The 26,291-nt window shown below is 68.5% G+C and carries 20 protein-coding genes and 1 pseudogene; 6 read left to right on the top strand and 15 right to left on the bottom strand.

The features are described 5' to 3' along the window. Positions 1-41 precede the first annotated feature (41 nt). The 11 genes from ftsW to dinB all read right to left on the bottom strand — a co-directional run bounded on the left by ftsW (position 42) and on the right by dinB (position 13,433). Complete coding sequence (gene ftsW / locus AC5RVZ_RS20900; RefSeq protein ID WP_494067611.1) at positions 42-1,358, bottom strand: putative lipid II flippase FtsW; 1,317 nt, start codon at positions 1,356-1,358, stop codon at positions 42-44. Continuing rightward, complete coding sequence (gene murD, locus AC5RVZ_RS20895) at positions 1,358-2,890, bottom strand: UDP-N-acetylmuramoyl-L-alanine--D-glutamate ligase (protein ID WP_494067610.1); 1,533 nt, start codon at positions 2,888-2,890, stop codon at positions 1,358-1,360. The genes ftsW and murD overlap by 1 nt, the downstream gene beginning before the upstream one ends. Continuing rightward, a complete protein-coding gene (gene mraY / locus AC5RVZ_RS20890; RefSeq protein ID WP_493999464.1) occupies positions 2,887-3,999 on the bottom strand; it encodes a phospho-N-acetylmuramoyl-pentapeptide-transferase in 1,113 nt (370 codons plus the stop codon). Before mraY ends, murD begins: the two co-directional genes overlap by 4 nt. Next, the gene (locus AC5RVZ_RS20885; protein WP_494067609.1) at positions 3,996-5,519 is read right to left on the bottom strand and encodes a UDP-N-acetylmuramoyl-tripeptide--D-alanyl-D-alanine ligase; all 1,524 of its coding nucleotides are present in this window, start codon (positions 5,517-5,519) and stop codon (positions 3,996-3,998) included. The genes mraY and AC5RVZ_RS20885 overlap by 4 nt, the downstream gene beginning before the upstream one ends. A gap of 6 nt (positions 5,520-5,525) precedes the next feature. Further along, complete coding sequence (locus AC5RVZ_RS20880) at positions 5,526-7,184, bottom strand: UDP-N-acetylmuramoyl-L-alanyl-D-glutamate--2,6-diaminopimelate ligase (protein ID WP_494067608.1); 1,659 nt, start codon at positions 7,182-7,184, stop codon at positions 5,526-5,528. Further along, positions 7,181-8,959: a peptidoglycan D,D-transpeptidase FtsI family protein gene (locus AC5RVZ_RS20875; protein ID WP_494067607.1), complete on the bottom strand. Its 1,779-nt coding sequence runs from the start codon at positions 8,957-8,959 to the stop codon at positions 7,181-7,183. The genes AC5RVZ_RS20880 and AC5RVZ_RS20875 overlap by 4 nt, the downstream gene beginning before the upstream one ends. Before the next feature lie 27 nt (positions 8,960-8,986). Beyond that, a complete protein-coding gene (gene ftsL / locus AC5RVZ_RS20870) occupies positions 8,987-9,607 on the bottom strand; it encodes a cell division protein FtsL (RefSeq protein WP_494067606.1) in 621 nt (206 codons plus the stop codon). Positions 9,608-9,648: 41 nt separating this feature from the next. Further along, positions 9,649-10,638, bottom strand: coding sequence for a 16S rRNA (cytosine(1402)-N(4))-methyltransferase RsmH (rsmH, locus tag AC5RVZ_RS20865; RefSeq protein ID WP_494067605.1), 990 nt, complete (start codon positions 10,636-10,638; stop codon positions 9,649-9,651). A 202-nt stretch (positions 10,639-10,840) separates the two neighbouring features. Continuing rightward, positions 10,841-11,272, bottom strand: a complete 432-nt coding sequence (gene mraZ / locus AC5RVZ_RS20860; RefSeq protein WP_494067917.1) for a division/cell wall cluster transcriptional repressor MraZ — start codon at positions 11,270-11,272, stop codon at positions 10,841-10,843. 414 nt (positions 11,273-11,686) lie between these two features. Then, positions 11,687-12,061, bottom strand: coding sequence for an SCO2097 family morphological protein (locus AC5RVZ_RS20855; protein WP_494067604.1), 375 nt, complete (start codon positions 12,059-12,061; stop codon positions 11,687-11,689). Positions 12,062-12,233: 172 nt separating this feature from the next. Continuing rightward, positions 12,234-13,433, bottom strand: a complete 1,200-nt coding sequence (dinB, locus tag AC5RVZ_RS20850; RefSeq protein ID WP_494067916.1) for a DNA polymerase IV — start codon at positions 13,431-13,433, stop codon at positions 12,234-12,236. 224 nt (positions 13,434-13,657) lie between these two features. Between dinB and AC5RVZ_RS20845 the strand changes: the two genes are divergently transcribed. Further along, a complete protein-coding gene (locus AC5RVZ_RS20845) occupies positions 13,658-14,758 on the top strand; it encodes a polyprenyl synthetase family protein (RefSeq protein ID WP_494067603.1) in 1,101 nt (366 codons plus the stop codon). A 57-nt stretch (positions 14,759-14,815) separates the two neighbouring features. On the opposite strand, the gene AC5RVZ_RS20840 is transcribed toward AC5RVZ_RS20845, so the two are convergent. Next, positions 14,816-15,205 carry an Rv2175c family DNA-binding protein gene (locus AC5RVZ_RS20840; RefSeq protein WP_494067602.1) on the bottom strand — a complete coding sequence of 130 codons (390 nt, stop codon included), beginning with the start codon at positions 15,203-15,205 and terminating at the stop codon, positions 14,816-14,818. A gap of 181 nt (positions 15,206-15,386) precedes the next feature. Between AC5RVZ_RS20840 and AC5RVZ_RS20835 the strand changes: the two genes are divergently transcribed. Beyond that, the gene (locus AC5RVZ_RS20835) at positions 15,387-17,156 is read left to right on the top strand and encodes a LysM peptidoglycan-binding domain-containing protein (RefSeq protein ID WP_494067601.1); all 1,770 of its coding nucleotides are present in this window, start codon (positions 15,387-15,389) and stop codon (positions 17,154-17,156) included. Positions 17,157-17,237: 81 nt separating this feature from the next. After that, a complete protein-coding gene (gene pknB, locus AC5RVZ_RS20830) occupies positions 17,238-19,220 on the top strand; it encodes a Stk1 family PASTA domain-containing Ser/Thr kinase (RefSeq protein ID WP_494067600.1) in 1,983 nt (660 codons plus the stop codon). 157 nt (positions 19,221-19,377) lie between these two features. Here the strand turns inward: pknB and AC5RVZ_RS20825 are convergent, their stop codons facing one another. Both AC5RVZ_RS20825 and AC5RVZ_RS20820 read right to left on the bottom strand, forming a co-directional pair. Then, positions 19,378-20,763: a class II 3-deoxy-7-phosphoheptulonate synthase gene (locus AC5RVZ_RS20825; protein ID WP_494067599.1), complete on the bottom strand. Its 1,386-nt coding sequence runs from the start codon at positions 20,761-20,763 to the stop codon at positions 19,378-19,380. A 455-nt stretch (positions 20,764-21,218) separates the two neighbouring features. Beyond that, positions 21,219-21,905, bottom strand: a pseudogene (locus AC5RVZ_RS20820) (lysophospholipid acyltransferase family protein); the annotation flags it as partial. A gap of 157 nt (positions 21,906-22,062) precedes the next feature. On the opposite strand from AC5RVZ_RS20820, the gene AC5RVZ_RS20815 reads away from it, so the two are divergent. Further along, positions 22,063-22,851, top strand: coding sequence for an alpha/beta hydrolase (locus tag AC5RVZ_RS20815; protein WP_494067598.1), 789 nt, complete (start codon positions 22,063-22,065; stop codon positions 22,849-22,851). Next, positions 22,838-23,308 carry a hypothetical protein gene (locus AC5RVZ_RS20810; RefSeq protein ID WP_494067597.1) on the top strand — a complete coding sequence of 157 codons (471 nt, stop codon included), beginning with the start codon at positions 22,838-22,840 and terminating at the stop codon, positions 23,306-23,308. The genes AC5RVZ_RS20815 and AC5RVZ_RS20810 overlap by 14 nt, the downstream gene beginning before the upstream one ends. Before the next feature lie 15 nt (positions 23,309-23,323). Here AC5RVZ_RS20810 and AC5RVZ_RS20805 read toward each other — a convergent pair whose 3' ends face one another. After that, positions 23,324-24,283, bottom strand: coding sequence for an ROK family glucokinase (locus AC5RVZ_RS20805; RefSeq protein ID WP_494067596.1), 960 nt, complete (start codon positions 24,281-24,283; stop codon positions 23,324-23,326). Positions 24,284-24,467: 184 nt separating this feature from the next. Here AC5RVZ_RS20805 and AC5RVZ_RS20800 point away from each other — a divergent pair, with 184 nt between their 5' ends. Beyond that, positions 24,468-26,276, top strand: a complete 1,809-nt coding sequence (locus AC5RVZ_RS20800; RefSeq protein ID WP_494067595.1) for an AMP-dependent synthetase/ligase — start codon at positions 24,468-24,470, stop codon at positions 26,274-26,276. Positions 26,277-26,291 lie beyond the last annotated feature (15 nt).

Raw genomic sequence — 26,291 nt, 5'->3', positions numbered from 1 at the left:
GGAAGTACCTTCTGCTCGGCTGCTGGTGGTCTGGGTGGGGGTCAGCGGTTCCCGGCCGGCGCTTGCTGCCGCCACCGGCCCAGGAGTCCCCCGGACTTCTTCCGGCCGGGCACATCGGTCCGGGCAAAGGACAAGAGTACACCGACGGCGGCCAGGGTGACCGTCAGCGCGGAGCCTCCGTAGGAGATGAACGGCAGGGGCACCCCGATCACCGGAAGCAGGCCGGTGACCACCGCGATGTTCACGAACGCCTGGCCGATGATCCACACCATGATGGAACCGGCGAGGATCCGCACGAAGAGGGAATCCTGGCGCATCACGGTGCGCACCAGGGCAATGGCCAGGACGCCGAACAGCGCCAGGATGACGGTGGTGCCGAGCAGGCCCAGCTCTTCGCCGATGATGGCGAAAATGTAGTCGTTGTGGGCTTCGGGAATCCAGTTGTATTTCTGCCGGCTCTGTCCCAGTCCCACGCCCCACCAGCCGCCGGAGGCGAGGGCGAAGAGCCCGTTGCATGACTGCATGTTCAGCCCGGTCGTCGCCTCACAGCTCTGGTCCGTCCACATGAGGACGCGGCCCATGCGGTTGGGGCTGACCACCACGAGCAGCAGCACCAGCGCGCCGGCCCCCAGACCGGCCAGGCCGAACAGCTTCAACGGTGCGCCGGCGAAAAACAGTCCGCCGGCGATGATGAGCATCAGGATCATCGCGGTGCCCAGGTCGTTGCCGAGCAGCACCGGGCCGACCACGAGGAGGGCACCGGGCACGACCACCGGGATCAGCAGGTGCTTCCATTGGCCCAGCAGCCGCTCCTTGGCCGCCAGTACCGTTGCCATCCACAGGGACATCCCCAGCTTGGCCACTTCCGACGGCTGCAGGGACACATTGCCGGGGAGGTAAATCCAGTTGCGGTTGCCGCCGACCGTTTCGCCCAGCGGGGTAAAGACCAGGAGCAGCAGGAGCACCGACACCGCGAGGCCGGGCCAGGCGAGCTTCCGGTAGGTGGACACCTTCCACCGCGAGAGGACCAGCATGGCCGTGACCCCCAGGCCGGCGAACACGGCCTGCCGGATGAACAGGCTGAACGGCGAGGTTTCGTCGGCGATCGATTCCACCGCGGACGACGACAGCACCATCAGCAGGCCGATGGCCGTCAGGGCCAGCGCCGAGCCCAGGATCAGGTAGTAGCTGGCCCCGCTGGACCGCGTGCCGGTGCCCTGGATGCGGTCCAGCAGGTCGGTGCCTCGCTGCCGCAGCTCGCGCAACCGGCCGGCGGGGGCGGCCTTCGTCGCGGGAGCGGCGTGACCGCGGGCAGCGGCGGGGGCCGGTGTCCGGCTTCCGCTGCGGGTGGTGGCCATTACTGCTCCTTAGTCGACGGTGCCTGTCCCTCTCCGTACCGGCGGACTGCTTCCATGAACGCGTTGCCCCGGTGGGCATAGGACGTGAACCGGTCCATCGAGGCGGCTGCCGGCGCCATCAGCACGGTGTCCCCGTCGTCGGCGATGCCCGCTGCCGCTTCCACGGCCGCCGCCATCACGGTTTCGCCGTCGGTGTCCTCCGCCTCCGGGGCGCTGCCTCCAGTGTCTCCCGGGGGCGCGTGGACGACCGGGACATCCGGTGCGTGTCGCTGTAGCGAGGCCAGGAGGGCGGTGTTGTCCTTGCCGATCAGCACCACGGCTTTCAACCTGCGTGCGTGGTCGGCGATCAGCTCGTCGTAGCTGACGCCCTTGGAGAGTCCGCCGGCGATCCATACGACCGAGGAGAAGGATGCCAGCGAGGCCGACGCCGCATGCGGGTTCGTCGCCTTGGAGTCATTGACCCACAGCACACCGGCGTGCTCCAGCACCTTCTGGATCCGGTGTGCCCCCGGATCGAACCGCCGCAGGCCTTCGCGGACCGCGGCCGGTTCCACGCCGTACGCCCGGACCAGGGCGGCGGCGGCCAGGGCGTTGGCCACCTGGTGCCGGGGCGCCGGGTCACCGAGGTCGCCGAGGCCGGCCAGCTCGGTGGCGGAGTCCCGGCGTTCTTCGATGTAGGCCCGGTCCACGAGCAGGTTCTCCACGACGCCGACCATGCTGACCGCCGGCATTCCGGTCGTGAAGCCGATCGCCCGGCAGCCCTCGACGACGTCGGCCTCCTCGACCATTTCCTCGGTCTCGCGCTGCTCGGCGTTGTAGACGCACGCGATCCTGGTCCGTTCGTAAATCCTGGCCTTGTCGGCCAGGTACGCCTCGTAGGTCCCGTGCCAGTCCACGTGGTCTTCGGCCACGTTGAGCACCACGGAGGCCAGCGGGGACATGGTGTGGGTCCAGTGCAGCTGGAAGCTCGACAGCTCGACGGCGATGACGTCGTAGCCGATGGGATCACGCACCGCGTCCAGGATGGGCGTGCCGACGTTGCCGGCGGCGATGGCGCGCAGCCCGGCCGCCTGCAGCATGGATTCGGCCATCCCCACCGTCGTGGTCTTGCCGTTCGTACCGGTGATGGCCAGCCATTCGGCGGTGCGCCGGCCGGCGCGTTCGCGGACCCGCCACGCCAGTTCCACGTCGCCCCAGATGGGGATCCCCGCGTCCGCCGCGGCGGCCAGCAGCGGTGTCCGCGGCTGCCAGCCCGGCGAGGTGACCACCAGTTCGGCCGGCTCCCCGCCGACGTCGGGCAGTGCGCCCGTGTGGTCTTCGCCCAGCAGGACCTGCCGGGCCCCGACAATCTTCAACGTGTCGGCCTTGGCCCGGTTTTCCGCCGTGTCGCTGCCGTCGACGACGACGACGGAGGCGCCCAGTTCGATCAGCGTGTCGGCCGCGGAGAATCCCGACAGCCCGATGCCGGCGACCACCACGCGCAGCCCGGACCAGTCCGCGTCCCAGGAGGTGAGTGCGTCGAGCCGGCTCATGAGCCCAGCACCCATTCGGCGTAGAAGATGCCCAGCGCGGCCGCCACGCACAGCCCGGCGATGATCCAGAAGCGGACGACGACGGTGACTTCGGCCCACCCCTTGAGCTCGAAGTGGTGCTGCAACGGGGCCATCTTGAAGACGCGTTTGCCGCCGCTGAGCTTGAAGTAGACAACTTGGATGATCACGGACAGCGAGATGATCACGAACAGGCCCGCCATGACCACCAGCAGCAGCTGGCTGCGGGACAGGATGGCGAACCCGGCGATCGCGCCGCCGATCGCCAGCGACCCGGTATCGCCCATGAAGATCTTGGCGGGGGCGGTGTTCCACCACAGGAACCCGATCAGCGCGCCGGCCATGGTTCCTGCCAGCAGCGCCAGGTCCAGCGGGTCGCGTACCTCGTAGCAGACCTCCCCGGGGACCTTGACCGAGCCGCAGCTCTGGTTGAACTGCCAGATGCCCATCAGCATGTAGGCGCCGCAGACCATCACCGAGGCGCCCGCCGCGAGCCCGTCCAGCCCGTCGGTCAGGTTCACGCCGTTGGTGGCTGCGGTGACAATGACGTTCGACCAGATGATGAACAGGATAGTGCCGAGCACGGTGCCGCCGAAGGCGAGGTCCAGCCACGGGATGTCACGGGCGAAGGAGATGTTCATCGACGCGGGCGTGCGGCCCGCGTTGTCCGGGAAGTTCAGGGCCAGGACGGCGAAGAGAATGCCGACGATGCCCTGCAGCACGATCTTGGCCCAGGCCCGCAGCCCGAGGCTGCGCTGCTTGGAGATCTTGATGAAGTCGTCCAGGAAACCGACCAGCCCCATGCCGGCCATCAGCAGCATGAGGACGCCGGCGGAGACGGTGGGCCCGGAATGCGCTTCCCCGTTCATCATCCACATCATCAGGTGCGTGGCAAAGTAGGAGAGCATAACCGCGGCCACGATGACCACGCCGCCCATGGTGGGCGTTCCGCGCTTGGTGTGGTGCGCCGTCGGGCCGTCGTCGCGGATGAACTGGCCGTAGCCTCTCCGCACCAACAGCTTGATGAACAAGGGCGTGCCGAGCAGGGACAGGACCAGCGCCAGGGCAGAGCCGATCAGCAGGGCTATCACTGCGCCTGGCCTTCCTGTTGGGTTTCGGGTCTGCGCGCTGCAGCCGCCGCGGGGCCGTCCGTCGACGGATTTCCTAATGCTATCCGGTCGCCCAGGAACCGCAGCCCGGACGAGTTGGAGGACTTGAACAGCACCAGGTCGCCCGGTTCCAGCTTCTCCTCGAGCACCCGGCGGGCCTCCTCGGGCGTGGCGACCCAGAGCGATTCGTCGCCCCAGGAGCCTTCCAACACGGCGGCGTTGTGCATGGCCTTGGCTCCCTCTCCCACCACGATCAGGTGGGAGATGTTCAGCCGGACCACTATCCGCCCGATCGCGTCGTGGGCCTGCACGGAGTCTTCGCCCAGTTCCAGCATTTCGCCCAGCACCGCCCAGGTGCGGCGGCCGCGGCCGAGTTCGGCCAGCGTGCGCAGCGCTGCCCGCATGGATTCGGGGTTGGCGTTGTAGGCGTCGTTGATCACCGTGACGCCGTCGGCGCGCTCGGTGCGTTCCATCCGCCAGCGGCTGGCGGGGCCGGCCCCGTTCAGGCCGGCGGCGATGGTTTCGGCCGGCACGCCCAGCGCCCAGGCGGCTCCGGCGGCGGCCAGCAGGTTGGTCACGTGGTGGATGCCGATCAGCCCGGAGGTTACCGGCTGCTCGGAGCCGTCCGGGAAGCGGAGCGTGAATTCGGGGTGCCCGTCGTCGTTGACGCGGGCGCCGCGGGCCCGCAGCAACGGCGCGGTGCTCCCGTCGGGCAGGGTGAAGTCATCGTTCGAGCTGAAGTACAGGATGCGGGCCTGGGTGCGGGCGGCCATGGCCAGGACGCGGGGATCGTCGGCATTGAGCACGACGGTACCGCCGTCCGGCACGGCCTCGGCCAGCTCGCCCTTGGCGATCGCGATGTTGTCCACGCCGCCGAATTCCCCGGCGTGGGCGGTCCCGACTCCCAGCACCACGCCGACGCCGGGGTTGACCATGTCCGTCAGGTACCGGATGTGGCCAATGCCGGTGGCGCCCATTTCCACGACCAGATAGCGGGTGTCGAAGTCCGCGGCGAACACCGTCAGCGGCACGCCGACCTCGCCGTTGTAGGAGCCGATCGGGGCCACGGTGGGCGCTGTCCGGCGCAGAATGCCCGCGAGCAGGTCCTTGGTGGTGGTCTTGCCGGCGCTGCCGGTGATGCCCACGACCTCGAGCCCCGCGGCGGCGCGCAGCCGTGCCACGATGGCCGCGGCGACGGCGCCCATGGCCAGCACGGCGTCCGCCACCACGATCTGCGGCAGGAGGCGGCCGGCCGAGTCGGAGACCTCGCGTTCGGTCAGCGCCAGCACGGCACCGGCTTCGAAGGCCGCGGCGACGTAGAAGTGCCCGTCTGCGGTCTCGCCCGGCTTGGCCACGAACAGGCCGCCGGGTTCAATTTCGCGGGAGTCTGTGGTGGCGGAACTCACGGTGATGCCGGCGGTGTCCCCCGTGGCACCGACGGGTTCCCCAACGATCCGTCCGCCGGTAATCGCCGCTATATCGGCTGCAGTTAGTTCAATCATGACGATCTAGGACTCTACCGCGTTCGGGGAGAGCACTTCGAATCCGTGCCGGTGCAGGGCCTCGCGCAGTTCCTCCCGGTCGTCGAGGGCCAGGTTCTGGCCGTTGACCTCCTGCCAGACCTCATGGCCGCGGCCGGCGACGAGGACCGTGTCCAGGGGCGCGGCCAGGGCCACGGCCCGCTCGATGGCCTCCGCCCGGGGGAAGACTTCGATAATGTCGGCCGGCAGTTGCTCCCGTTCCGCCGCGGCGCGTGCGCCGGCCAGGACATCCGCGCGGATGCCGGCGGCGTCCTCGCCGTGCGGGTCGTCGTCGCTGACGATGACGACGTCGGCGAGCCGGGCGGCGATGGCCCCCATCAGCGGGCGCTTGGTTTGATCGCGTTCTCCGGTGGCTCCGAACACCACGATCACGCGTGCCCCGGGTTCGGGGCGGCGCACCGAGGCCAGGGTCCGCTCGAGCGCGTCGGGATTGTGCGCGAAGTCGACGATCGCGGCCGGGTTGCCGCTGAGGACCTGCATCCGGCCGGGAACCTCGACGGTCAGCGGATCCGCCGTGTCGAGCGCCTGCTGGAGCCGCGCCGGAGAGGTGCCGGAGGCCGCCACCATCACCACGGCCAGCGCGGCGTTGGAGATGTTGAACGAGCCGGGCAGCCCGGTGTGCAGCCGCAGCACCACGCCGTCGGGCCCGTGCAGCTCAAACCGGTGCCCCAGGCCCTCACGGACCGGGTTGCGGACGGACCAGTCGGCGCTGCCGCCCTGCGTGGCCAGGGTGGCCACCGGGACTCCGGCGGCCCGGGCCTGGCCGGCGAGCCGGCGGCCCCAGTCGTCGTCGACGCAGACGACCGCCCGGCCGGACCGCTCCGGGGTGAACAAGCGGGCCTTGGTCTCGAAGTACTCGTCCATGCTCCCGTGCAGGTCCAGGTGGTCCTGGGTGAGATTGGTGAAGCCGGCCACGTCGAACCGGACGGCATCGACCCGCCGGAAGGAAATGGCATGCGAGGAGACCTCCATGGCCGCCGCGTCCAGCCCGCGTTCGCGCATCAGGGCCAGCAACCCGTGCACCTCGGGCGATTCCGGCGTGGTCAGGGCGCTGGGAATCGGTTCGGAACCGGCCGTGATCTCGATCGTTCCGATCAGTCCGGTGCTGAGGCCCAGCGCCTCCAGCAGGGACTTGATGAAGTAGGTGGTGGTGGTCTTGCCGTTGGTTCCGGTGACGCCAAAGAGCGCCGGCGCCCAGCCGCCCGCCGGCTGGCTGCCGTAGACGGCGGCCGCCAGCGGCCCCACGAGTGCGCGAAGGTCCCGTGACCGCAGCACGGGCAGGCCCGGTGCCAGGCCGGCTGCCCGCCGGGCGCCGTCGTCGTCGGTCAGGATGGCCGCCGCTCCGGCCGCTTCGGCCTGGGCCGCGAAGTCGGCGCCGTGCCGGCGGGCTCCGGGCAGGCCGACATACAAGTCCCCCGGCTCGACGGAACGCGAATCGATGGTGATCCCGGTAAACGCCAGGTCCTCCGACCCCGGGCCGCCCGCCGGCACGGGAAGCCCACGGTGCTGCAGCATGCTGCTCAGCGCCGCCAGCCGGACCGGCCTGACCGTTTGGGGCCGCAAGGGCGAGGCGGACCGGTGGGGCTGCTCGGCAGTGGAACTCACATATTCTCCAGGTTGGCTCATTCCAGCGGCAGGTCGACCCGTTTGCTGGTGGACGGCGGCACGTCGTAGGCGTTGAGGACCTGCGTCATGACCTTCTTGAACGTCGGTCCGGCCGACAGCGTCAGCACCCCGCCCTGCGGCCGCTGGATGGTCGCCACGACGACGAACTGCGGATCCTCCATCGGGGCGATGCCGGCCATCGAAATGGTGTAACCGCTGAATCCCCCGTCGGCGGCCGGTGCTTCGGCTGTACCGGTCTTGACCCCGATCCGATACTCATTAATGTTACCGGGCTTGCCGCTGTGGTACTTCGAGTTGGTTTCCAGCATGTCCTGCACCAGGTTCGCGGTCTTCTTGGAAACCGCCCGGCTGCCCTTCTCGACCGGCACCTCGTGCTCGGTGCCGTTCGGGTCGATGTAGGCGTCGATGAGCCGCGGCTGCATCAGCACCCCGTTGTTGGCGATCGTGCCGAAGGCAACGGCGGTATGGAGGGCCGTCTGGGCGAGGCCCTGGCCGAACAGGACGGTGAATTCCTGCCGTCCGTCCCACGTCCCGGGCTCGGCCAGCAGGCCGGCGGTGGCGCCGTTGATGCCGATGTCGAAGCGCTGGCCGATGCCGAACCTCCGAAGGTAGTCGTAGCGCTGCTGCCGCGTCAGCTGCTGCCCGATCATGGTGGTGCCGGTATTGAGCGACTGCGCGAAGATTCCGGCCGTGGTGCGCGTCAGGGTGCCGTGCGGTGTCGCGTCCTGGAAGGTCTGGCCGTTGACCGTGTATTTGGGCGGGATGGTGTACCGCGTGGCCGGGGTGGTGATGCCCTCTTCGATCGCCGCCGCCATGGTGATCATCTTGGTCGTCGATCCCGGCTCGAAGGCACGGGTCACCGCCATCGACTGCCGTTCGCTGTCCGGCGTGGCGCCCGGATCATTGGGGTCCACCGTCGTGGAGTCCGCCAGCGCGATCAGGTCGCCGGTCTTGGCATTGAGGACGACGACGGTCCCGTAGTCGGCGCCGTAATCCTGCACGGTCTCGGCGATGACTTCCTGGGCGTACCACTGGATGTCGGTATTGAGGGTCAGGCGCACGCTTTGGCCGTCCACGGCCGGGACTTCTTCATAGGTGCCGACCGGGATGCGGATGCCGTCGGCGCCGATTTCGTAGGTCTTCGAGCCCGGCGTCCCGGAGAGGACGTCGTTCTGCGAGGCCTCGATGCCTTCGAGCGGCACGCCGTCCGACCGCATGAACCCGACCACGGAGCCGGCCACCGCCCCTGCCGGGTAATTGCGGATCGTGGTCGCGCGGGCGGACAGCCCGGGGAAGGCCAGGTCCTCGATCTTCTGCTGGACTTCCGGGGTGACCGATTTGGCCACGTAATTAAAGGGCTTGTCGCCGGTAACGGCTTTGGTGACGGTGTCCACGTCCTGGCCCAAGATGCCCGCCAACTCGGCGATGGCGTCGGCGATCTTGACGTCCTCGGGCTTTTGGCTGATCGGATCGAACCGGGTGTAGTCCTCCACCAGCCGCTGGTCCACCACCACGTCGAACCGCTGCACGCTGCGGGCGAGCACGTTGTTGTTGGCGTCCAGGATCTCGCCGCGCAGCGCGGGCAGATCGACGGTGCGCAGGCGCTTGTCCACCGCAGCCTGGGCCATGCCGGCGGTGTCCAGTCCCTGCAGCTGGAACAAACGGGCGCCGAGGATGACCAGCAGGATCAGCACCATCGCCAGCCCGGCCCGGAGCCTCCGTGTGGCCCTCGCCGTGCGGTTGGGTTGCTGCCGGTCGGCTGTTGGTGCTGCCACAGGTACCTCGTTTGCGTTGCCGGGCGGTTACTGGCCTGTCTGTTGCTTCGGCGCCGGGATGCTGCCGCCGTTCAGCTGCTTTTCGGCTGCTTTCGGTGCCGCGTCCCCTTCTGCAGCGGCTTCCGCAGCGGGAGCAGGTTTCGCCGGTTTCTTCGACGCCGCGGGGGTGCCGTCCTTCTTCCCGGGTTCATCCTTCGCGGCCGGCTTCTGGACCGGGTTTTCCGGCTGCGCCAGCAACAGCTCCGGGGCTGCGCCTGGTTCCGCCGCCTTCGGCTTCCCGGTGACCTTCTGGCTCTCCAGGTTGATGGAGCCGACCGACGGAGACGTTACCATTCCCAATTCTGCCGCCTTCGCGGCCAGATTCTGGGGAGCCTGATGGTTTTCGAGTTGCTGTGTCAGTTTTTCGTTCGCCTGGGCCAGGGAGACTTGCTCGTTGCGCAGTTCCACCAGTTTGTACTGCCCGCTGGAGACCGAGATGTTCAGCATCAGGACGCTGCCGAGTGCGAGCACCAGAACGGTGAAGCAGAACAGGGCGAACGGCACGCGCTTGCGCGTCGGGCTGTTGGGTACGACGGAGAGCGGGGTGCGGCGGGGCGCCTGCCGGGGCGCAGCCGCGGGACCCCGGGCCGGCACGGCGTTGCCGTGCACGTACTGATGCTGGTCGGGACGGGCCGCGTGGGCACTGGCACTCATTTTGCGCTCCTGTTCCGGATCCGTTCTACCGCCCGCAGCTTGGCCGAAGCCGCCCGCGGGTTTTCTGCAATCTCTTCCGCCGTCGGCACTTCGGTGCCCTTGGTCAGGGTCTTCAGCTGCGGCATGTGTTCTTCCAGCTCGACCGGGAACCCGCGGGGGGCGGATGACTTCGAGAGCTGTCCGAAAACGGCCTTGGTGATCTTGTCCTCCAGCGAGTGGTACGACATCACGACGATTCGGCCGCCGAGTGCGAGCACGTCGATGGCGGCCGGCAAGGCCCGCTCGAGCACGTCCAGCTCCTCGTTGACCTCGATCCGCAGTGCCTGGAAGGTGCGTTTCGCCGGATGGCCGCCGGTCCGCGCCGCCGCAGCCGGCACGACCTTGCGGATCGCCTCCACGAGTTGGCCCGTGGTGGTCAGCGGGGCCTCGTCGCGGGCTGCCACAATGCTGGAGGCGATGCGTCCGGCGAACTTCTCTTCGCCCCAGCGCCGGATGATGCGCACCAGGTCCGCCTCGGCATACGTGTTGACAATGTCCGCGGCAGTCATCCCCCGGCTGGTGTCCATCCGCATGTCCAGGGGCGCGTCATAGGAATAGGCGAAACCGCGGTCCCGCTCATCCAGCTGGAGCGAGGAGACGCCCAGGTCGAACAGCGCGCCGTCGATCTTGCCGACCCCGAGGTCCTCAACCGCGTCGGCGATCTCGTCGTACACCGCGTGAACCAGGTCGGTGCGCTCCGCGAAGGGGCGCAGCCGCTCTCCGGCCAGCGCCAGCGCCTGTTCGTCCCGGTCGATCCCGATCAGATGCAGCCGCGGAAAACGCTGCAGCAACGCCTCCGAATGCCCGCCCATGCCGAGCGTCGCATCGACGACGACGGCGCGGCCTCGTTCGGCCACCGCACGTTCGACGGCCGGGGCGAGCAGGTTGATGCAGCGGTCGCGGAGCACCGGAATGTGGCGCTCCCCTGCCGGCCGCTCGCTGTTCATCCTGAAGCCTTCTTTCCTGCTGGTGTCCGGGACCGGTTGGCCGCTGGAGTCTTTAAGTCCGAAAGTCCTTGAACCAGATCCCCATCCGCGCCTGGCCTGTCCCGCCTGGCTCCGGGGAAGGTGAGCCAGGTTGGACCTGCCGGGCGGCTGGAGATCTCATCCAAGAACGTCCGTGCCGCGTGTGCTGTTTGTCGTCCCGGGGTCAAAAGACTCCGGGCAATACGTCTTCGTCTGTTTCGGAGAAGGCGGTTTCCTGCTCCTGGAGGTAGTCGTCCCAGGCCCGGGCATCCCAGATCTCAGCGCGGGTGCCCGCACCGATGACCGCCAGCTCCCGGTCCAGCCCTGCATAGGTCCGCAGTGCCGGCGGGATGGTGACCCGGCCCTGCTTGTCCGGAACTTCGTCAGAGGCTCCTGACAGAAAGACGCGAATGTAGTCACGGGCCTGGCGGGAAGATATCGGAGCCTTCCGCATCTCCTCGTGAACCCGTTCGAATTCCTTCTGGCTGAAGACGTAGATGCAACGCTCCTGGCCTCTCGTCAGGACGAGTCCATCGGCAAGCTCCTCGCGGAACTTTGCGGGAAGTATCAGGCGCCCCTTCTCGTCGAGCCGCGGCGAATGTGTCCCGAGGAACATCGCCACCGCCCTGCCGATTGGAGGAGACCGTCGCCCCCTGCGTCACCACTACCCTCTTATGTCCTCCACTTTACTCCACATCACGCCACAGTCAACTACTTCCGGCCCCTTTTGTAGCTGGAAATGTTCGGCGCCCTCCGCATGGGGGCGCGGAAGCAGGCGGGTGGAGCAGAGTGGAGGGAAAGTGGAGGACCTTGGGGAACCCCCGGCGGCAGAAATGCCTGTGGAATCGCGTCCAGACCGGCCAAAGCGGCCGTCGCGCCGTCAAATGGGCCCAATCCGGCCTCAACTGGCCCTTAAACACGAAAAGACCCGACGTTTGACGGGTCTTGCCTTCGTGCCTGCCGGCCGCTAGCCGCCGGGTGGGGCGAAGTGGAGGAGCCTCAGCGGCTGCTCCGGCGGCCGGGTCTTATGTCAGCGGTCTTCGCCGTGATGCCGCTCGTCCCACCGCTCCTCGAGGCTGGCCATGAAGCCGCCCTTCGATGAGGAAGTCTGCCTGGTCCCGGCCGCCCGCGGCGACCCTGCCCCGGCATGACGCGTGGTGGCCCAGTAAACGCCGGCACCCATGATGACGAATCCCAGAACTCCGACGGCGATGATCTGGCTGAGGATGCCGGTGAGCAGGACCAGGATTCCGGCAATCGCGACGAGGGAGCCCACGACGATGTGGCGCGTCGACAACGATCGGCCGCTGGCCGATTCCATGTGGCTGGCAAACTTCGGGTCATCAGCATGCAACTGCTGCTCCAGTTGTTCCAGCAGCCGCTGTTCATGCTCTGAGAGTGGCATCTGAGCCTCCTTTGTTCCAGTCCCCCAAGGGTGCATAGCGTACAACGAACTCCGCGGGACAAGAGTTCCTGAAACCAACCGGAACCGAATTGACCTCTGCTACTAAGAATAGAGCGCAAACCCTGCAATCGAAAGCCACGAGGACCCGCCTGTGATCCCACCCGCCCCGATTTCAAGCACCCTGGCCCCGGCCCGGCCTGCGGCGGGATTCCGGGCCCTGCTCCGCCGGCTTGCGCGGCCCGGACTTTAGCAGCGAGGCCGGCACGATCCCCGCGCCGCCGAACTTCCGGTTCACCGCGTCCAGGGCCTGTTCGGCGCTGTGCCACGTGTCCTCGTGGCCGTCGAAGCTCAACTGCTGCCCGCCCCGGCCGGCGTCCTCCAGTTGCTCCGCCCGCAACCCGATGAGCCGGACCGCCTGCGGACGCTCGCCGAGGGCCGCCAAAAGCGCCGCCGCTGCGGCCTGCAACTGCTGGGCGCTGTTCGAGGGCGCCGGCAGCTTCCGTGAACGGTTCAGGGTGGTGAAGTCGGAATATCGGAGTTTCATCGCTATGGTTCCGGCGCGCAGGTTCCCGGCGCGGAGCCTGGCGGCCGTCCGGTAGGCCAGCCGCAGGAGTTCGCGCTCGAGCACGTCGTCGTCGTCGACGTCCTTCTCAAAGGTTTCTTCGGCACCTATGCTTTTCTCCACCCGTTCAGGGGTGACCGCCCGGTCGTCCATCCCCCAGGCCAGCCGATGGACGTGGTCGCCGGTGGCTCCCAGGACGCGGTGCAGCGCCGCGGGCGGCGTGTGCGCCACATCGGCAACGGTACGGATGCCGAGGCGGGCCAGGACCTCCCGCGTCTTGGCGCCGACTCCCCAGAGGGCGCCCACCGGCAGGGAATGCAGAAAGTCGACCGTCTCGGCCTCGGGTATGAGCAGCAGGCCGTCCGGCTTGGCATGCGTGGAGGCTATCTTTGCCACGAACTTGGTCGTGGCGATGCCCACCGTCGCGGTCAGTCCCAACTCGGCCGAGATCCGGCGGCGGATCAGCGCGCCGATCTCCAGCGGCTCGCCCAGCCGCCGGCGGGCACCGGCCACGTCGAGGAAGGCTTCGTCGACGCTGAGGGGTTCCACGTAGGGCGTGATTTCCCGGAAGATCGCCATGATTTGGGCCGAGGCCTGCTGGTACTTGCCGTGGCTGGGTTCAATGATGAGCGCCTGCGGGCACAGCATGCGGGCCCGTGCCATCGGCATCGCCGAGCGGACGCCGTATTTGCGGGCCTCGTACGACGCCGAGAGCACCACCGCCCGGCCCGAGGCGGATCCCACGATGACCGGCTGCCCGACCAGCTCCGGCCGCTCCAGCAACTCCACCCCCACGAAAAAGGCGTCCATGTCCACGTGGAGAATGGTGCAGTTGTGCTGGTCCGGGGAGGTCACAGCACTATCGTAGGCTCGCCGCCGCCTGCGGTGCCGCCGAAGCTGCGGGCGGGCGGCCCGGCGGCCGGGCGGGATTGTCTAGACTGGCTGCAGACATCAGTACCACCGCGAGGAGCTCCGCCGCATGCTGTACCGCCCTGACGAATCCCTCCCCGCACGGGCAGACCGGAGGTAACGGCATGGAACCCTCAGCGACCACAACGAGCGCCGCGGAGCAGGAAGACTTCCGGCAGGCCGTGGCCGGATTGCTCCGGGAGTTCCTGGCCGGACAGAAGGACCTGCTGCAGGACGCGGCCCCGGACGCGGCCCCGCTGGTGGAGGCCATCACCGACCTCACCGCGGGCGGCAAGCGCCTCCGGGCGTTGTTGGCCTACTGGGGCTGGCGCGGGGCAGGGGGGTCTGAGCTCGCCGGCCAGGCCGTTCAGGCGGGAGTCGCGCTGGAGCTCTTCCAGGCCGCGGCACTGATCCACGACGACATCATCGACCGCTCGGACACCCGGCGGGGCAGCCCGAGTGTGCACCGCCGGTTTGAGCAGCAGCACCGGCTCAACGGCTGGGCGCTGGACGCCGAGCGCTACGGGCAGGCCGCCGCCCTGCTGGCCGGCGACCTCTGCCTGTCCCTCAGCGAAGAAGTCTTTGCCGGCATCGGGGCGGAGGCCGCGTCAGGAACGCCGGCCCGCGCGATTTTCAACCGCATGCGCGCGGAGGTCATGGCCGGGCAGTATCTGGACCTGCTGGAGGAAGCTGCCGGACCGGGCCGCCCGGCCGAAGCCGCCGTGGACCGCGCGCTGCAGATCCTGCGCTACAAGTCGGCCAAGTACTCCACCGTGCATCCCCTGAGCGTGGGCGGTGCGCTGGCCGGCGCTTCGGCCGGACTGCTGGAGGCCTACGAGGCATTCTCGCTGCCCTTGGGCGAGGCCTTCCAAATCCGTGACGACGTGCTGGGCGTGTTCGGCGATCCGGCCACCACCGGCAAGCCGGCCGGGGACGACCTGCGGGAAGGCAAGCGCACGGTCCTGATTGCGCACACGCTCAACCACTGCACGCCGGCCGAACGCACCTTGCTGGAGAGCCGGCTGGGTTCGCCGGAGCTCTCCGACGCGGCGGTGGAAGAACTGCGGGACCTGATCACCAGCAGCGGCGCCCTGGCTGCCGCCGAGCAGATGATTTCCGACCGGACCGCCGCGGTCGACGCGGCCCTGGCGGCCCTGCCGGTGGCGGACGGCGTGCGCCAGGCCCTGGGCATGCTGGCCGACGCAGCGGTGCGCCGCAGCGCCTGAGCCGCGTGCCCGGAGCCGGGCCCCCGGGTTGGGCAGTTGCCGCCGGCTACCGGGCCCCTACCAGCCGAGCGCCTGGGCGCGGCGGCGGATCTCGGTTTTGCGGCCCTCGCGCAGCGCGTCGATAGGCCGGCCGGGCAGCGAATCATCGGCGGTGAAGAGCCAGACCAGGGCTTCCTCATCGCTGAAGCCGGCGTCGGACAGCACCGCCAAGGTCCCCTTGAGGCTCTCGAGCACGGTCCCCCCGACCAGGAACGCCGCCGGCACCGAACGGATTCTGCGCTCCCCCACGCGCGCCTCCACCAAGGCGCGTTCTTCGAGCAGGGCGTGCACCTTCTTAATGGAGACGTCCAGTTGTTCGGCGACGTCGGGAAGGGGCAGCCAGTCGGTAATCAGTTCTTCAAGTTCACTCACCGTATAAGGGTGCCACGGCGGCCCCCGCGGAGCCATTTCCTTTTCGACACGCCGCCTTCATTCTTCATTCTCCGCCGATGGCTTTTGTGTTATGCGTCAATAGTGTAAATTCACTTGAGTAACAGCTTTCACATCGATAACAAACGGCACACCAGTACCACTGTGCGGCCCGTTGGGGGACGCTCGCCAGGCCGCAGAACAAGGATGAGGGACACCAATGACCGATCAGCGCCCGATCACGCGCAACGACCGCAGCCAGCCCCGCCGGGTACTACTGTCCGCGGCAGCAACCGCGGCGATTCCCGCCGTCGTGCTGTCCTCCGCAGCCTTGGCCATGCCGGCCCAGGCAGCCGAGCTGCCGCCGCGCTCGGCGCTGCAGCCCAAGGCGGCGATTCCGGGCGTCACGGTTCCGGCGACCGCTTTCATTCCCGCTTCCCAGGTTGCTGCCCACTTGCCCGCTTCCCTGCGGGCGCAGAATACTCCCGCCGCCCATACGGTGAGGGCCGGCGAGACGATCAGCGGCATCGCGGCCCGGTACGGCCTCTCCACGCAGAAAGTACTGTCGCTGAACGGCCTCAGTGCCAGCACCATCATTCACCCGGGGCAGAAGATCAAGCTGGGCGGCTCGGCCGCCAAGTCCTCCGGCAACGCGGCGAAGCAGTCCTCGTCGGGTTCCGGCAGCTACACCGTCAGGTCCGGCGACACCCTGTCCGGCATCGCCGCCAAGCACGGCATGAGCCTGGGCGCCGTGCTCTCGGCCAACAACCTCAAGATCAGCTCGATCATCTACCCGGGCCAGAAGATCTCGGTCACCGGCGGCACCACCCAGGCCTCGACCGCCTCGGCCGCCACCCGGGCGAAACCTTCCACCAAAATCGCCGCCTCCTCCGGCAGCTACACGGTCAAGTCGGGCGACACCCTCTCCGGCATCGCCGCCAAGCACGGCATGAGCCTGGGCACCCTCCTCTCCGCCAACAACCTCAAGATCAGCTCGATCATCTACCCCGGCCAGAAGATCTCGGTCAACGGCGCGGCCAAGGCCTCCAGCGCCTCCGCCCCGGCCGCGCAGGCGAAGCCTTCCACCAAGGCGGTCGCCCCCTCCGGCACCGGCAGCTACACGGTCAGGCCGGGTGATACCCTCTCCGGGATTGCCGCCCGCCACGGCATGAGCCTGGGCGCCGTCCTCTCCGCCAACAACCTCAAGGTCACCTCGGTCATCTACCCGGGACAGAAGATCAAGGTGAGCGGTTCGTCGGTCACCAGCGCGTCGGCGTCGTCCAAGGCACCGGTTAACAGCGCCGCAGCCACCGGCGCGGGCAGCTATACGGTCAAGTCCGGCGATACGCTGTCCGGCATTGCCGGCAAGCTCAACGTGACCCTGTCCAGCCTGCTGCAGTCCAGCGGCCTGAAGTCGACCTCGATCATCCACCCGGGCCAGAAGATCAGCGTCCCCGGCGGTGCGCAGACCACGACGTCGAGTGTGGGCACCGCGTCGGCCCAGCCGCTGGTGCCCAGCACCTTCCTGCACTACACCTACCCGGCCGCGGTGGTGGGCAAGGCGAACGAGAACAAGCGCCTGCTGCTCTCCACCCCGCAGCCCACCCAGTCCCAGATGAAGGACATCATCGCCGAAACGGCCGCCAAGATGGGTGTGGACCCGCGGCTCGCCCTGGCGCACGCCTACCAGGAATCCGGCTTCCAGCAGGACGCCGTGTCGCCGGCCAACGCGATCGGCGCCATGCAGGTCATTCCGTCCTCGGGCGAGTGGGCCTCGACCCTGGTGGGCCGCAAGCTCAACCTGCTGGATCCGTACGACAACGCAACCGCCGGCGTAGCGATCATCCGCTCCCTGGTGAGCACCAGCCCGTCCCTGGACATCGCGATCGCGTCCTACTACCAGGGCCAGTACGGCGTGATGACGTACGGCATGTACACGGATACGAAGGCCTACGTGGCCGCGGTGAAATCGCACATGAAGAAGTTCTAGCGGCCACCGCCACCGTGGCAAAAGGACCCGAACCGCAGTGTTGATTCGGGTCCTTTCGCTCATCGGACTTAGGATCATAGAGTGCAACCGGCAACTGATTCACTGGTCGGCGCCCTGATCGACGGGCGCTACCGGGTTGCCTCGCGCCTGGCGCGCGGCGGGATGTCCACCGTTTACCTGGCGTCCGACACCCGGCTGGACCGCAATGTGGCGCTCAAGGTCCTCTATCCCTACCTGGCGGAAGACGCCGGTTTCCTGGAACGGTTCGAACGCGAGGCCAAGTCCGCGGCCCGGCTCTCGCACCCCCATGTGGTGGGCGTCTACGACCAGGGCATCGACGGCAACGTCGCTTACCTCGCGATGGAATACGTGCCCGGACACACGCTGCGGGACCTGCTCGACAAGTCTGCTCCGCTGACGCCGCGGCATGCCCTGGCTGTCCTTGATCCTGTGATCGAGGGGCTGGCCGCCGCGCACTCCGCCGGTCTGGTGCACCGCGACATCAAGCCGGAGAACGTCTTGATGTCCGACGACGGCCGGGTCAAGCTCGGTGATTTCGGCCTGGCACGCGCCGTGACCACCAGCACCAATACCGGGTCCCTGATCGGGACGGTGGCGTACCTGCCGCCCGAATTGGTCACCGGCACCGCGTCCGATGAACGCAGCGACGTCTACTCGGTGGGCATCATGCTGTTCGAGATGCTGACCGGGCGTCAGCCGTTCACCGGCGACGTGCCGATCCAGGTGGCATTCCAGCACGTCAATTCCACCGTCCCCGCGCCGTCGACCCTGGTTCCCGGGCTGGCTCCCGACCTCGACGAACTGGTGCTGTGGTGCACCGGATCGGATCCGGACCAGCGGCCGGTGGACGCCGCCGCGCTGCTGGGTGAACTGCGGCACGTGCACAAATCGCTCAGTGACGCCCAGTTGGATGCGCGGCCTCCCCGGGCCGAGCCTGCTGGAACAGCATCCACCCAGGTCATCCCGTCCGATCCGCACCGCACCACCGTCATTTCCCGCTCCGCAAACCACACACAGGTTTTCAGGGCCTGCGAGGCCGCCGCGGCGGCACCGGCCGGGCAGCAGCGCCCGCTCTCCGCGCGCGATTCCAAGAAGCGGCAGCGGGAACTCGCCCGCCAATCGCGGCGTCCCGAACAGAACCTGCGCCGCGGAAATCCCCGTCGCCGGGGCATCATCTGGATTGTCGTGCTGGCCATCCTGGCCGCCTTGGTCGCAGCCGCAGGGTGGTTCTTCGGCATGGGGCCCGGCGCCATTGTTTCCGTGCCCGACGTTGCCGGCAAGCCGGTGGCGGAAGCCGAGGGCATGCTCCGGGAACAGGGGCTGGAGTACACGCTCGAGGAAGTCTTCGACGAGAAGTTGGCCGCGGGGGTTGCCGTCGGCACGGAACCCGATGCGCCCGTCGAAGTCCGCCGCTTCGAGCAGGTGGCCCTCGTGGTATCGAAGGGCCCGGAGCTCTTCGGCGTGCCCGCGTTGGCGGGCATGAGCGTGGAGGAGGCCACCGCCGCGCTGGAAGAGGCAGGGCTTGCCGCCGGTGACGTCAAGGAAAAGTACGACGAAGAAGCAGCGGCAGGTACCGTCCTCGGTCACAAACCCGGCGAGGGCGAACAGCTGCGGCGGGGCACCGCCGTCGGGCTCACGGTCTCCAAGGGGCCGAAGCCGTTCAGCGTGCCGCAGGTGGTGGGCCAGCCGCAGTCCGACGCCGCCGCAGCCTTGGAAGGCGCTGGCCTGAAGGTGGAGGTGGCCCCGGAGGCCGTGTTCGACCGCAACGTCCCGGCCGGCTCGGTCGCGGCGCAGACGCCGGCCGAAGGGCAAGTCATCCGCGGTGACACCGTGACGCTGACACTCTCCAAGGGCCCGCGGATGGTCGAGGTCCCGGACACCGTGGGCCGGCAGGTCGACGAGGCGAAGCGTGCGCTGGAGGACCTGGGCTTCGAGGTGAAGGTCAAGGAGTTCCTCGGCGGCTTCTTCGGCACCGTGCGGACGCAGGACCCGGACAGCGGGTCGCTGCCGGAGGGATCGGTCATCACCCTGACCGTGGTGTGACGCCTGCGCCTTGGCGCGGGCACTAGACCGAGCCGGCCGGCGGCAACTCACGCCGCCCGCGCCCCTGACGGCCGGAAGGCCCGGAACCTGTTCACCTGGTTCCGGGCCTTCAGTCTCGTCCCGGTCGTGAGGAGCGCGGGACGGCGGGAGCGGCGGGCTACCGCTGGCGGGAGAGCGCCCCCGCCACCAGGAACGCCATCTCCAGGGACTGCATGTGGTTCAGCCGCGGGTCGCAGACGGACTCGTAGCGGTCCAGGAAGGCGTTCTGATCGATGGGATCGGCGCCGCCCAGGCACTCCGCCACGTCGTCGCCGGTCATTTCCACGTGCAGGCCGCCCGGGAAGGTGCCCAGTTCGTCGTGCACGTCGAAGAAACCGCGCACCTCCTCGATGACGTCGTCGAAGTTCCGCGTCTTGTAGCCGTTGGGCGAGGTAACCGTGTTGCCGTGCATGGGGTCGGTCACCCAGAGCACCTTGGCGCCGCTCTCGGTGACCCGCTTCACGAGCTCCGGCAGTTTCGCCCGGATGTTGCCGGCACCCATGCGCGTGATGAAGGTCAGCCTGCCCGGCTCGCGCTCGGGATCCAGTTTGTCGATCAGCCGCAGGGCGTCATCGGCGGACGTGGTCGGGCCCAGCTTGACGCCGATGGGGTTTCGCACCCGGGACAGGAAGTTCACGTGGGCGCCGTCCAGCTGGCGGGTCCGTTCACCGATCCAGAGGAAATGCCCCGAGGTGTTGTAGGGCAGGCCCGTCCGCGAATCGATGCGGGTCAGCGCGCGCTCGTAGTCCAGCACCAGCGCCTCATGGCTGGCGAAGAACTCGACCCGCTTGAGGGCGTCGAAGTCCGCGCCGCAGGCATCCATGAACTTCACGGCGCGATCGATTTCGCGTGCCAGTGACTCGTAGCGTGAATGTGCCGGATTGGCCGTGAAGCCCTTGTTCCAGTGGTGCACCAGGCGCAGGTCGGCGAAACCGCCCTGGGTGAAAGCCCGGATCAGGTTCAGGGTGGAAGCGGACGTGTGGTACGCCTGCACCATCCGGCTGGCATCGTGGGCCCGGGACTCGGGGGTGAAATCAAAGCCGTTGACCATGTCGCCGCGGTACGCCGGCAGGGTCACGCCTTCCCGGGTTTCGTCGTTGGACGAGCGGGGCTTCGCGAACTGTCCGGCCATCCGGCCCATCTTGATCACGGGCAGCGAGGCGCCGTAGGTGAGCACCACGGCCATCTGCAGGATGGTCTTGACGCGGGCACTGATCTTGTCGGCGGTGGCTGCGCCGAACGTCTCGGCGCAGTCCCCGCCCTGGAGCAGGAACGCCTTACCGTCGGCGGCCAGGGCCAGACGCTCCCGCAGGACGTCGACTTCCCCGGCAAAGACCAGCGGCGGCAGGGAGTTCAGCTCGGCAACGGAGGACGCGTAGACCGAGGGATCGTGCCAGGTGGGCTGCTGCACCACCGGCAGCTCTCGCCAGTCATCCAGACCGGGATAGTCTGCTGCCGTCGGCAGCTGGTCGGGAACGGAAGAAATGAAGGTTGTATCGGTCACCCTTCAATCGTAGACCTGCGGCTTCGCTGGCTTCACGTGCAGGGGTCATGGGCCGCCACACGGGCGTCACATTCCGACGGGCGTCAGCGCCGGCGCTTCCGGCCGGATCCCGGGACTGCTCCCCCGGCGTCCCGGAGGCCGGCGGCCTCCGGTCCTTCCGCCGCAGCCGCGCCCGCTCCACCGCTGTGCCCGGCAGCGCTGTCGGACGCGCCCTCGGGCAGGGCGCCGGAGGGGGTCGCGGCTGCGGCGTGGCCGGCAGCCTGCTCGTCCGCCCCGGGCTGTGCCTGCCCCGGCCCGGCGGCGGGCTCCCGTGCCGCGGCGGCGGCGGGGTCAGGCGCCAGGGCGGGGTCCGGGCCGCCGATAACCGTGATGGCCCCGGGCGCTTTGGCCTTCGGAGGTTCCGGCTGCTCCGGCGGCAGGCCGACGGCGGCGTGGCGCTGGTTTTCGGCCTTGGCCGGTTTGCGTGCGGTCAGCCGGGCCTTGACCGTGCTGGCGTACGAATCGACGTATTCCTGGCCGGAGAGCCGCATGATCTCGTACATGATCTCGTCGGTGACCGAACGCTGGATGAACCGGTCGTCTTCCAGCCCCTTGTAGCGGGAAAAATCCAACGGCTTGCCGATGATGATGCCCACCCGGCGGATGTTGGGAATGCGCCGACCGATGGGCTGCACCTTGTCCGTGCCGATCATCGCCACCGGGATCACCGGAACCCCGGTGTGCAGCACCAGCTTGGCCACGCCGGTCTTGCCGCGGTACAGCTTCCCGTCCGGGGACCGGGTGCCCTCCGGGTAGATGCCCAGCAGGCCGCCGTCCTGCAGCGCGTCCCGTCCCGCCAGCAGGGACGTGGCCGAGGCCGCTCCGCCGGATCGGTCCATTGGAAGCTGGTTGGTCATCCTGAAGAAAGCCGCGGTGAGCTTGCCCTTGACGCCTTTGCCGGTGAAGTACTCGCTCTTGGCCAGGAACACCACGGGCCGGGGCGCCGCGAGGGGCAGGAAAATCGAATCGGAGAAGGAAAGGTGGTTGCTGGCCAGCACCGCGGGGCCGCTGTCCGGAATGTTGTCCAGCCCCTTGACCCATGGCCGGAAGAGCAGCCGGACCACCGGTCCTACGACGATGGTCTTCATGAACCAGTAGAACACGTGTGCCTTTCCGTTCCGCCGCCGTTGGCCGCTTACCAATACCGCTTGAGACTCTACTCCAGCTTTGCGCTGCGTGGCTGCGCAGGATGCGGGCGCCGGAGCAGGAACCGGCCGGCCATCGATGGCCGAACGGCTCCCATAATGACACGATAGTGCCATGACTTCTGTTGCCGACGGCGTCTTCTCCAGCCCCGGGCACGGCCCGAATTCCCGCGTCGGCGTCGTGCTGCTGCATGGTTTCACCGGCTCACCGCGCAGTATGCGGGGGTGGGCGGAAAGCCTGGCCGATGCCGGCTTCGCGGTGCGGTTGCCGTTGCTGCCCGGGCACGGCACCACGTGGCAGGATCTGGCCACCTTCCGCTGGCAAAGCTGGTACGGGGCGGCCGAGCAGGCCTATGCGGAGCTCGCCCGCGAGCGCAGCCACGTCTTCGTGGCCGGGCTGTCCATGGGCGGAGCGTTGGCGTTGCGGCTGGCCGCACACCGTCCGGTCTCCGGCGTGCTGCTGGTCAACCCGGGTCTGACCATCGCGGACCGGCGCGCGCCGCTGACGGGCCTGTTGAAGTATGTCCTGCGGTCGGTGCCGGCCATTGGCAACGACATCAACAAGCCGGGCATAGACGAGGGCGCCTACGGCCGCACCCCGGTGGCTGCGGCGCACCAGCTGGGCCAGCTCTTCAAGACGGTCGTTGCCGACCTGCCCGGCGTTACTGCTCCCACACTTGTCTTCCGCTCCGCGGTGGACCACACGGTCCCGGAATCTTCCATGCATGTGCTCCGGCGGCGGATCGGCACGGACCGGCTCGAAGTGGTGCCGCTGGCGGACAGCTATCACGTGGCCACCATGGACCACGACGCCGAGCTGATCTACCGCCGGTCGGCCGAATTCATCCAGGCCACTGCGGCCGCGTCTCCGGGGCAGACGGGAGCCACGCATGCCAGGGCATGACCAGGAGCGCGACGACGCTGCCTGGCAGGATCTGGTCGCCCGGCTGGAAGAGACGGACTCCGGGAACGCGGACGGCTTGCCCCCGGAGCGGCCCGCTGCCGGCAACGGCGCCGATCCCCAGCGCCTGCGCGAGATCTTCGAGAACCGCCTGCCGGAGGTCCCGGCGGACGACGCGCTGCCGGGGCCGCGGGATTACACGGTCGCGGAACCGGACGACGACGAGGGCTACGTGCCGCCGGAACCCGCTCCGCTGGGCGCCGGGGAGCCGCTGCTGGTGCTGGCGTGGATCGGCGCCGTGGGGGCCCCGCTGGGCCTGCTGCTGACCGCCATGTTCTGGCCCGGGGCACCCTTCACCGCGGTGTTGGCGCTGGTGGCCCTCTTCGTGGCCGCTGCCGCCTACCTGCTCTTCCGCCTTCCGACGGAACGCGACGGGCACGACGACGGGGCGCGCGTCTAAAGCGTGGCCGTGGAATCAGACGGAGGCGCGGCGCGCGAGGTCCGCGGCGCCGATCATTCCCGCCTTCGGTCCCAGGCCTGCCGCCCGCACGTCGGCCACCGGCCGGAATCCGCGGCCCGTCAGGTTCCGCTGCAGCGCATGGCGGGCCGGCTCCAACAGCAGGTCGCCGGCCTCGCAGAGCCCGCCGCCGATCACGAAAAGTCCGGGATCCAGCGCCGCGGCAAGATTGGCCAGCCCCAGCCCCAGCCACTCGCCGGCCTCTTCCAGCAGCCGGACGCTGGCAGGGTCGGCCCGTTTCGCCTGGTCGGTCACCACGGCGCCGGTGATCTCTTCCACCTCCCCGCCCACGGCCTGCAGCCAGCGCTGCGCCACCGGCGAGTTCGCCGCGGCCAGCTCCCGGGCCTCCCGGCCCAGGGCATTGCCCGAGGCGTATTGCTCCCAGCAGCCGCGGTTTCCACACGCGCAGCGGTGCCCGCCGGGCATGATGACCTGGTGCCCGAATTCCCCGGCGACACCCCACCGGCCCCGCTCCAGCCGGCCATCCATCACCATGGCTCCGCCGATACCGGTGCCCAAGGTGATGCAGACCAGGCGCCGCTCTCCCGTTCCGGCGCCAAAGCGGAACTCTCCCCAGGCGGCGGCATCGGCGTCGTTGACCACGGTGACGGGCCGGCCCAGGAGCCGTTCCAGATTGTCCCGCAGCGGTTCATTCCGCCACGCCAGGTGCGGGCTGAACAGGACCGTCCCGCCGGCAAGGTCCATCCACCCCGCCGCTCCGACTCCCACTGCGGCAACGTCGTGCTCGGCCGCCAACTCCCGCACCATCGCCGAGATAAGGTGTTCCACGTGCCGCGGATTGTTTCCCGGCGTGGGACGGACCAGCTCCGCCACCACGCGCCCGGTCCGGTCGACTGCCCCGGCCGCCACCTTGGTGCCGCCGATGTCTATGCCCACCGCCAGGGCGCTGTTCTCCACACCACCATCTTAGGCAGCCCCGCCTGCCCGGCCCGCCCGGCCGGGCGGGGAAGGGAGGGTCCGACCGTTACCGTTTCGTAGGTTACCTGCCGGTATCCGTTGTGATTTAGGTTATAGGCTAAAAGCACCCTCCGTCAGGGAGGCTATACAGAGCTGGCCACAGCTGAAGAAGTGAGGAGCTATCGTGCGCGAATACAGCGTGCCCGTCCTGGTTGACGTTCCGCGGGATGCCAATATCGCCGGCCTGGTGGTTGAACAGGCGCAGAAGGCATCGAATCCGGCCCTGTTCTCCCGCAAGGACCCGTCCGGGACGTGGCAGGACATCCGTGCCACCGAGTTCCTCGCGGACGTAACCAAGCTGGCCAAGGGGCTGGTCTCCAGCGGCGTGCAGCCGGGCGACCGGGTGGGCATCATGGCCCGCACCCGCTACGAATGGTCCCTGGTGGACTTCGCCATCTGGTTCGCCGGCGCCGTGTCGGTGCCGATTTACGAGACCTCCTCCCCCAGCCAGATCGCCTGGATCCTCGGCGACTCAGGGGCTGTGGCCGTTTTCGCGGAAAGCGCCTCCCATGAAGCGAAGGTCCGCCAGGCCGCCCTCAACGAAGGCTTGGAGGACCTGAAACACGTGTGGCAGCTGGGCGAGGAGTCGCTGGACGCGCTCCGCGCCGCCGGCCGGGAGGTTCCCGACGCCGCCGTGGAGGAACGCCGTTTGGCCGCAGGCCTGGACGACCTCGCCACAATCATCTACACCTCCGGTACCACCGGCCGGCCCAAGGGCTGTGAACTGACCCACGGAAATTTCGTGGAGCTATCCAAGAACGCCGCGGCGGCGCTGCCGGAAGTGGCCCACGAGGGCGCACAGACCATCATGTTCTTGCCGCTGGCCCACGTCTTCGCGCGGTTTGTCTCCGTCCTGTGCGTCGCCGTGGGTGCCACCGTGGCGCATACTCCGGACATCAAGAACCTGCTGCCGGATCTGCAAAGCTATCGGCCAACCTTCATCCTGGCTGTCCCGCGGGTGTTCGAAAAGGTCTACAACAGTTCCATGCTCAAGGCGGAGGATGGCGGCAAGGGCAAGATCTTCCACGCTGCCGCGGACACGGCCGTCGCCTGGTCCCGGGCCGATGAAGCCGGCAAGGTACCGCTGATGCTCAAGCTCAAGCACAAGCTCTTCGACAAGCTGGTGTACCACAAGATCCGTGAGGCGATGGGCGGTCGGGTCGAGCACGCGGTCTCCGGCGGCGGTCCGTTGGGCGAACGGCTGGGGCACTTCTTCCACGGCATCGGCCTTTTGGTGCTGGAAGGCTACGGCCTGACCGAAACCACGGCCCCGGTGTCGGTTAGCACCCCCAAACTGGTCAAGATCGGCTCTGTCGGGGCCCCGCTGCCCGGAAACGCCGTCAAGATCGCCGACGACGGCGAGATCCTCGCCAAGGGCGTCTGTGTGCTTCGCGGCTACTACAACCGTCCCGACCTCTCCTCCGAGGCCTTCGAAGACGGCTGGTTCCGCACCGGTGACATCGGCGAACTGGACGCGGACGGTTTCCTGCGCGTCACCGGCCGGAAGAAGGAAATCATTGTCACGGCCAGTGGCAAAAACGTTGTCCCGGCCCAGCTTGAGGACCAAATCCGCGCCGATGCGCTGGTTTCCCAATGTGTGGTGATTGGCGACAACCGGCCGTTTATCTCCGCGCTCATCACCTTGGACGAGGAGGCGCTGCCCGGCTGGCTGGACCGCCACAACCTCCCGGCCGGCACCACGATGGACCAGGCAGCCGACCACGAAGTGGTGAAGGCGGCGATCCAGGCGCTCATCGACCGGGCCAACCAGACCGTCTCCCAGGCGGAAGGGATTAAGTCCTTCCGCATCATCCCGTCCGACTTCACTGAAGCATCGGGGCACCTGACACCGTCGCTGAAGATCAAGCGGGCGCAGGTGCTGGCCGATTTCGACGACTACGTGGAGCAGATTTACGCCGGCGTGCGTCAGTAACCTTGCCGGACACGC

Source organism: Arthrobacter sp. Cza30 (assembly GCF_059090765.1).
The sequence above is the reverse complement of the archived record's forward strand: the minus strand, read 5'-3'. Positions and strand labels throughout refer to the sequence as shown.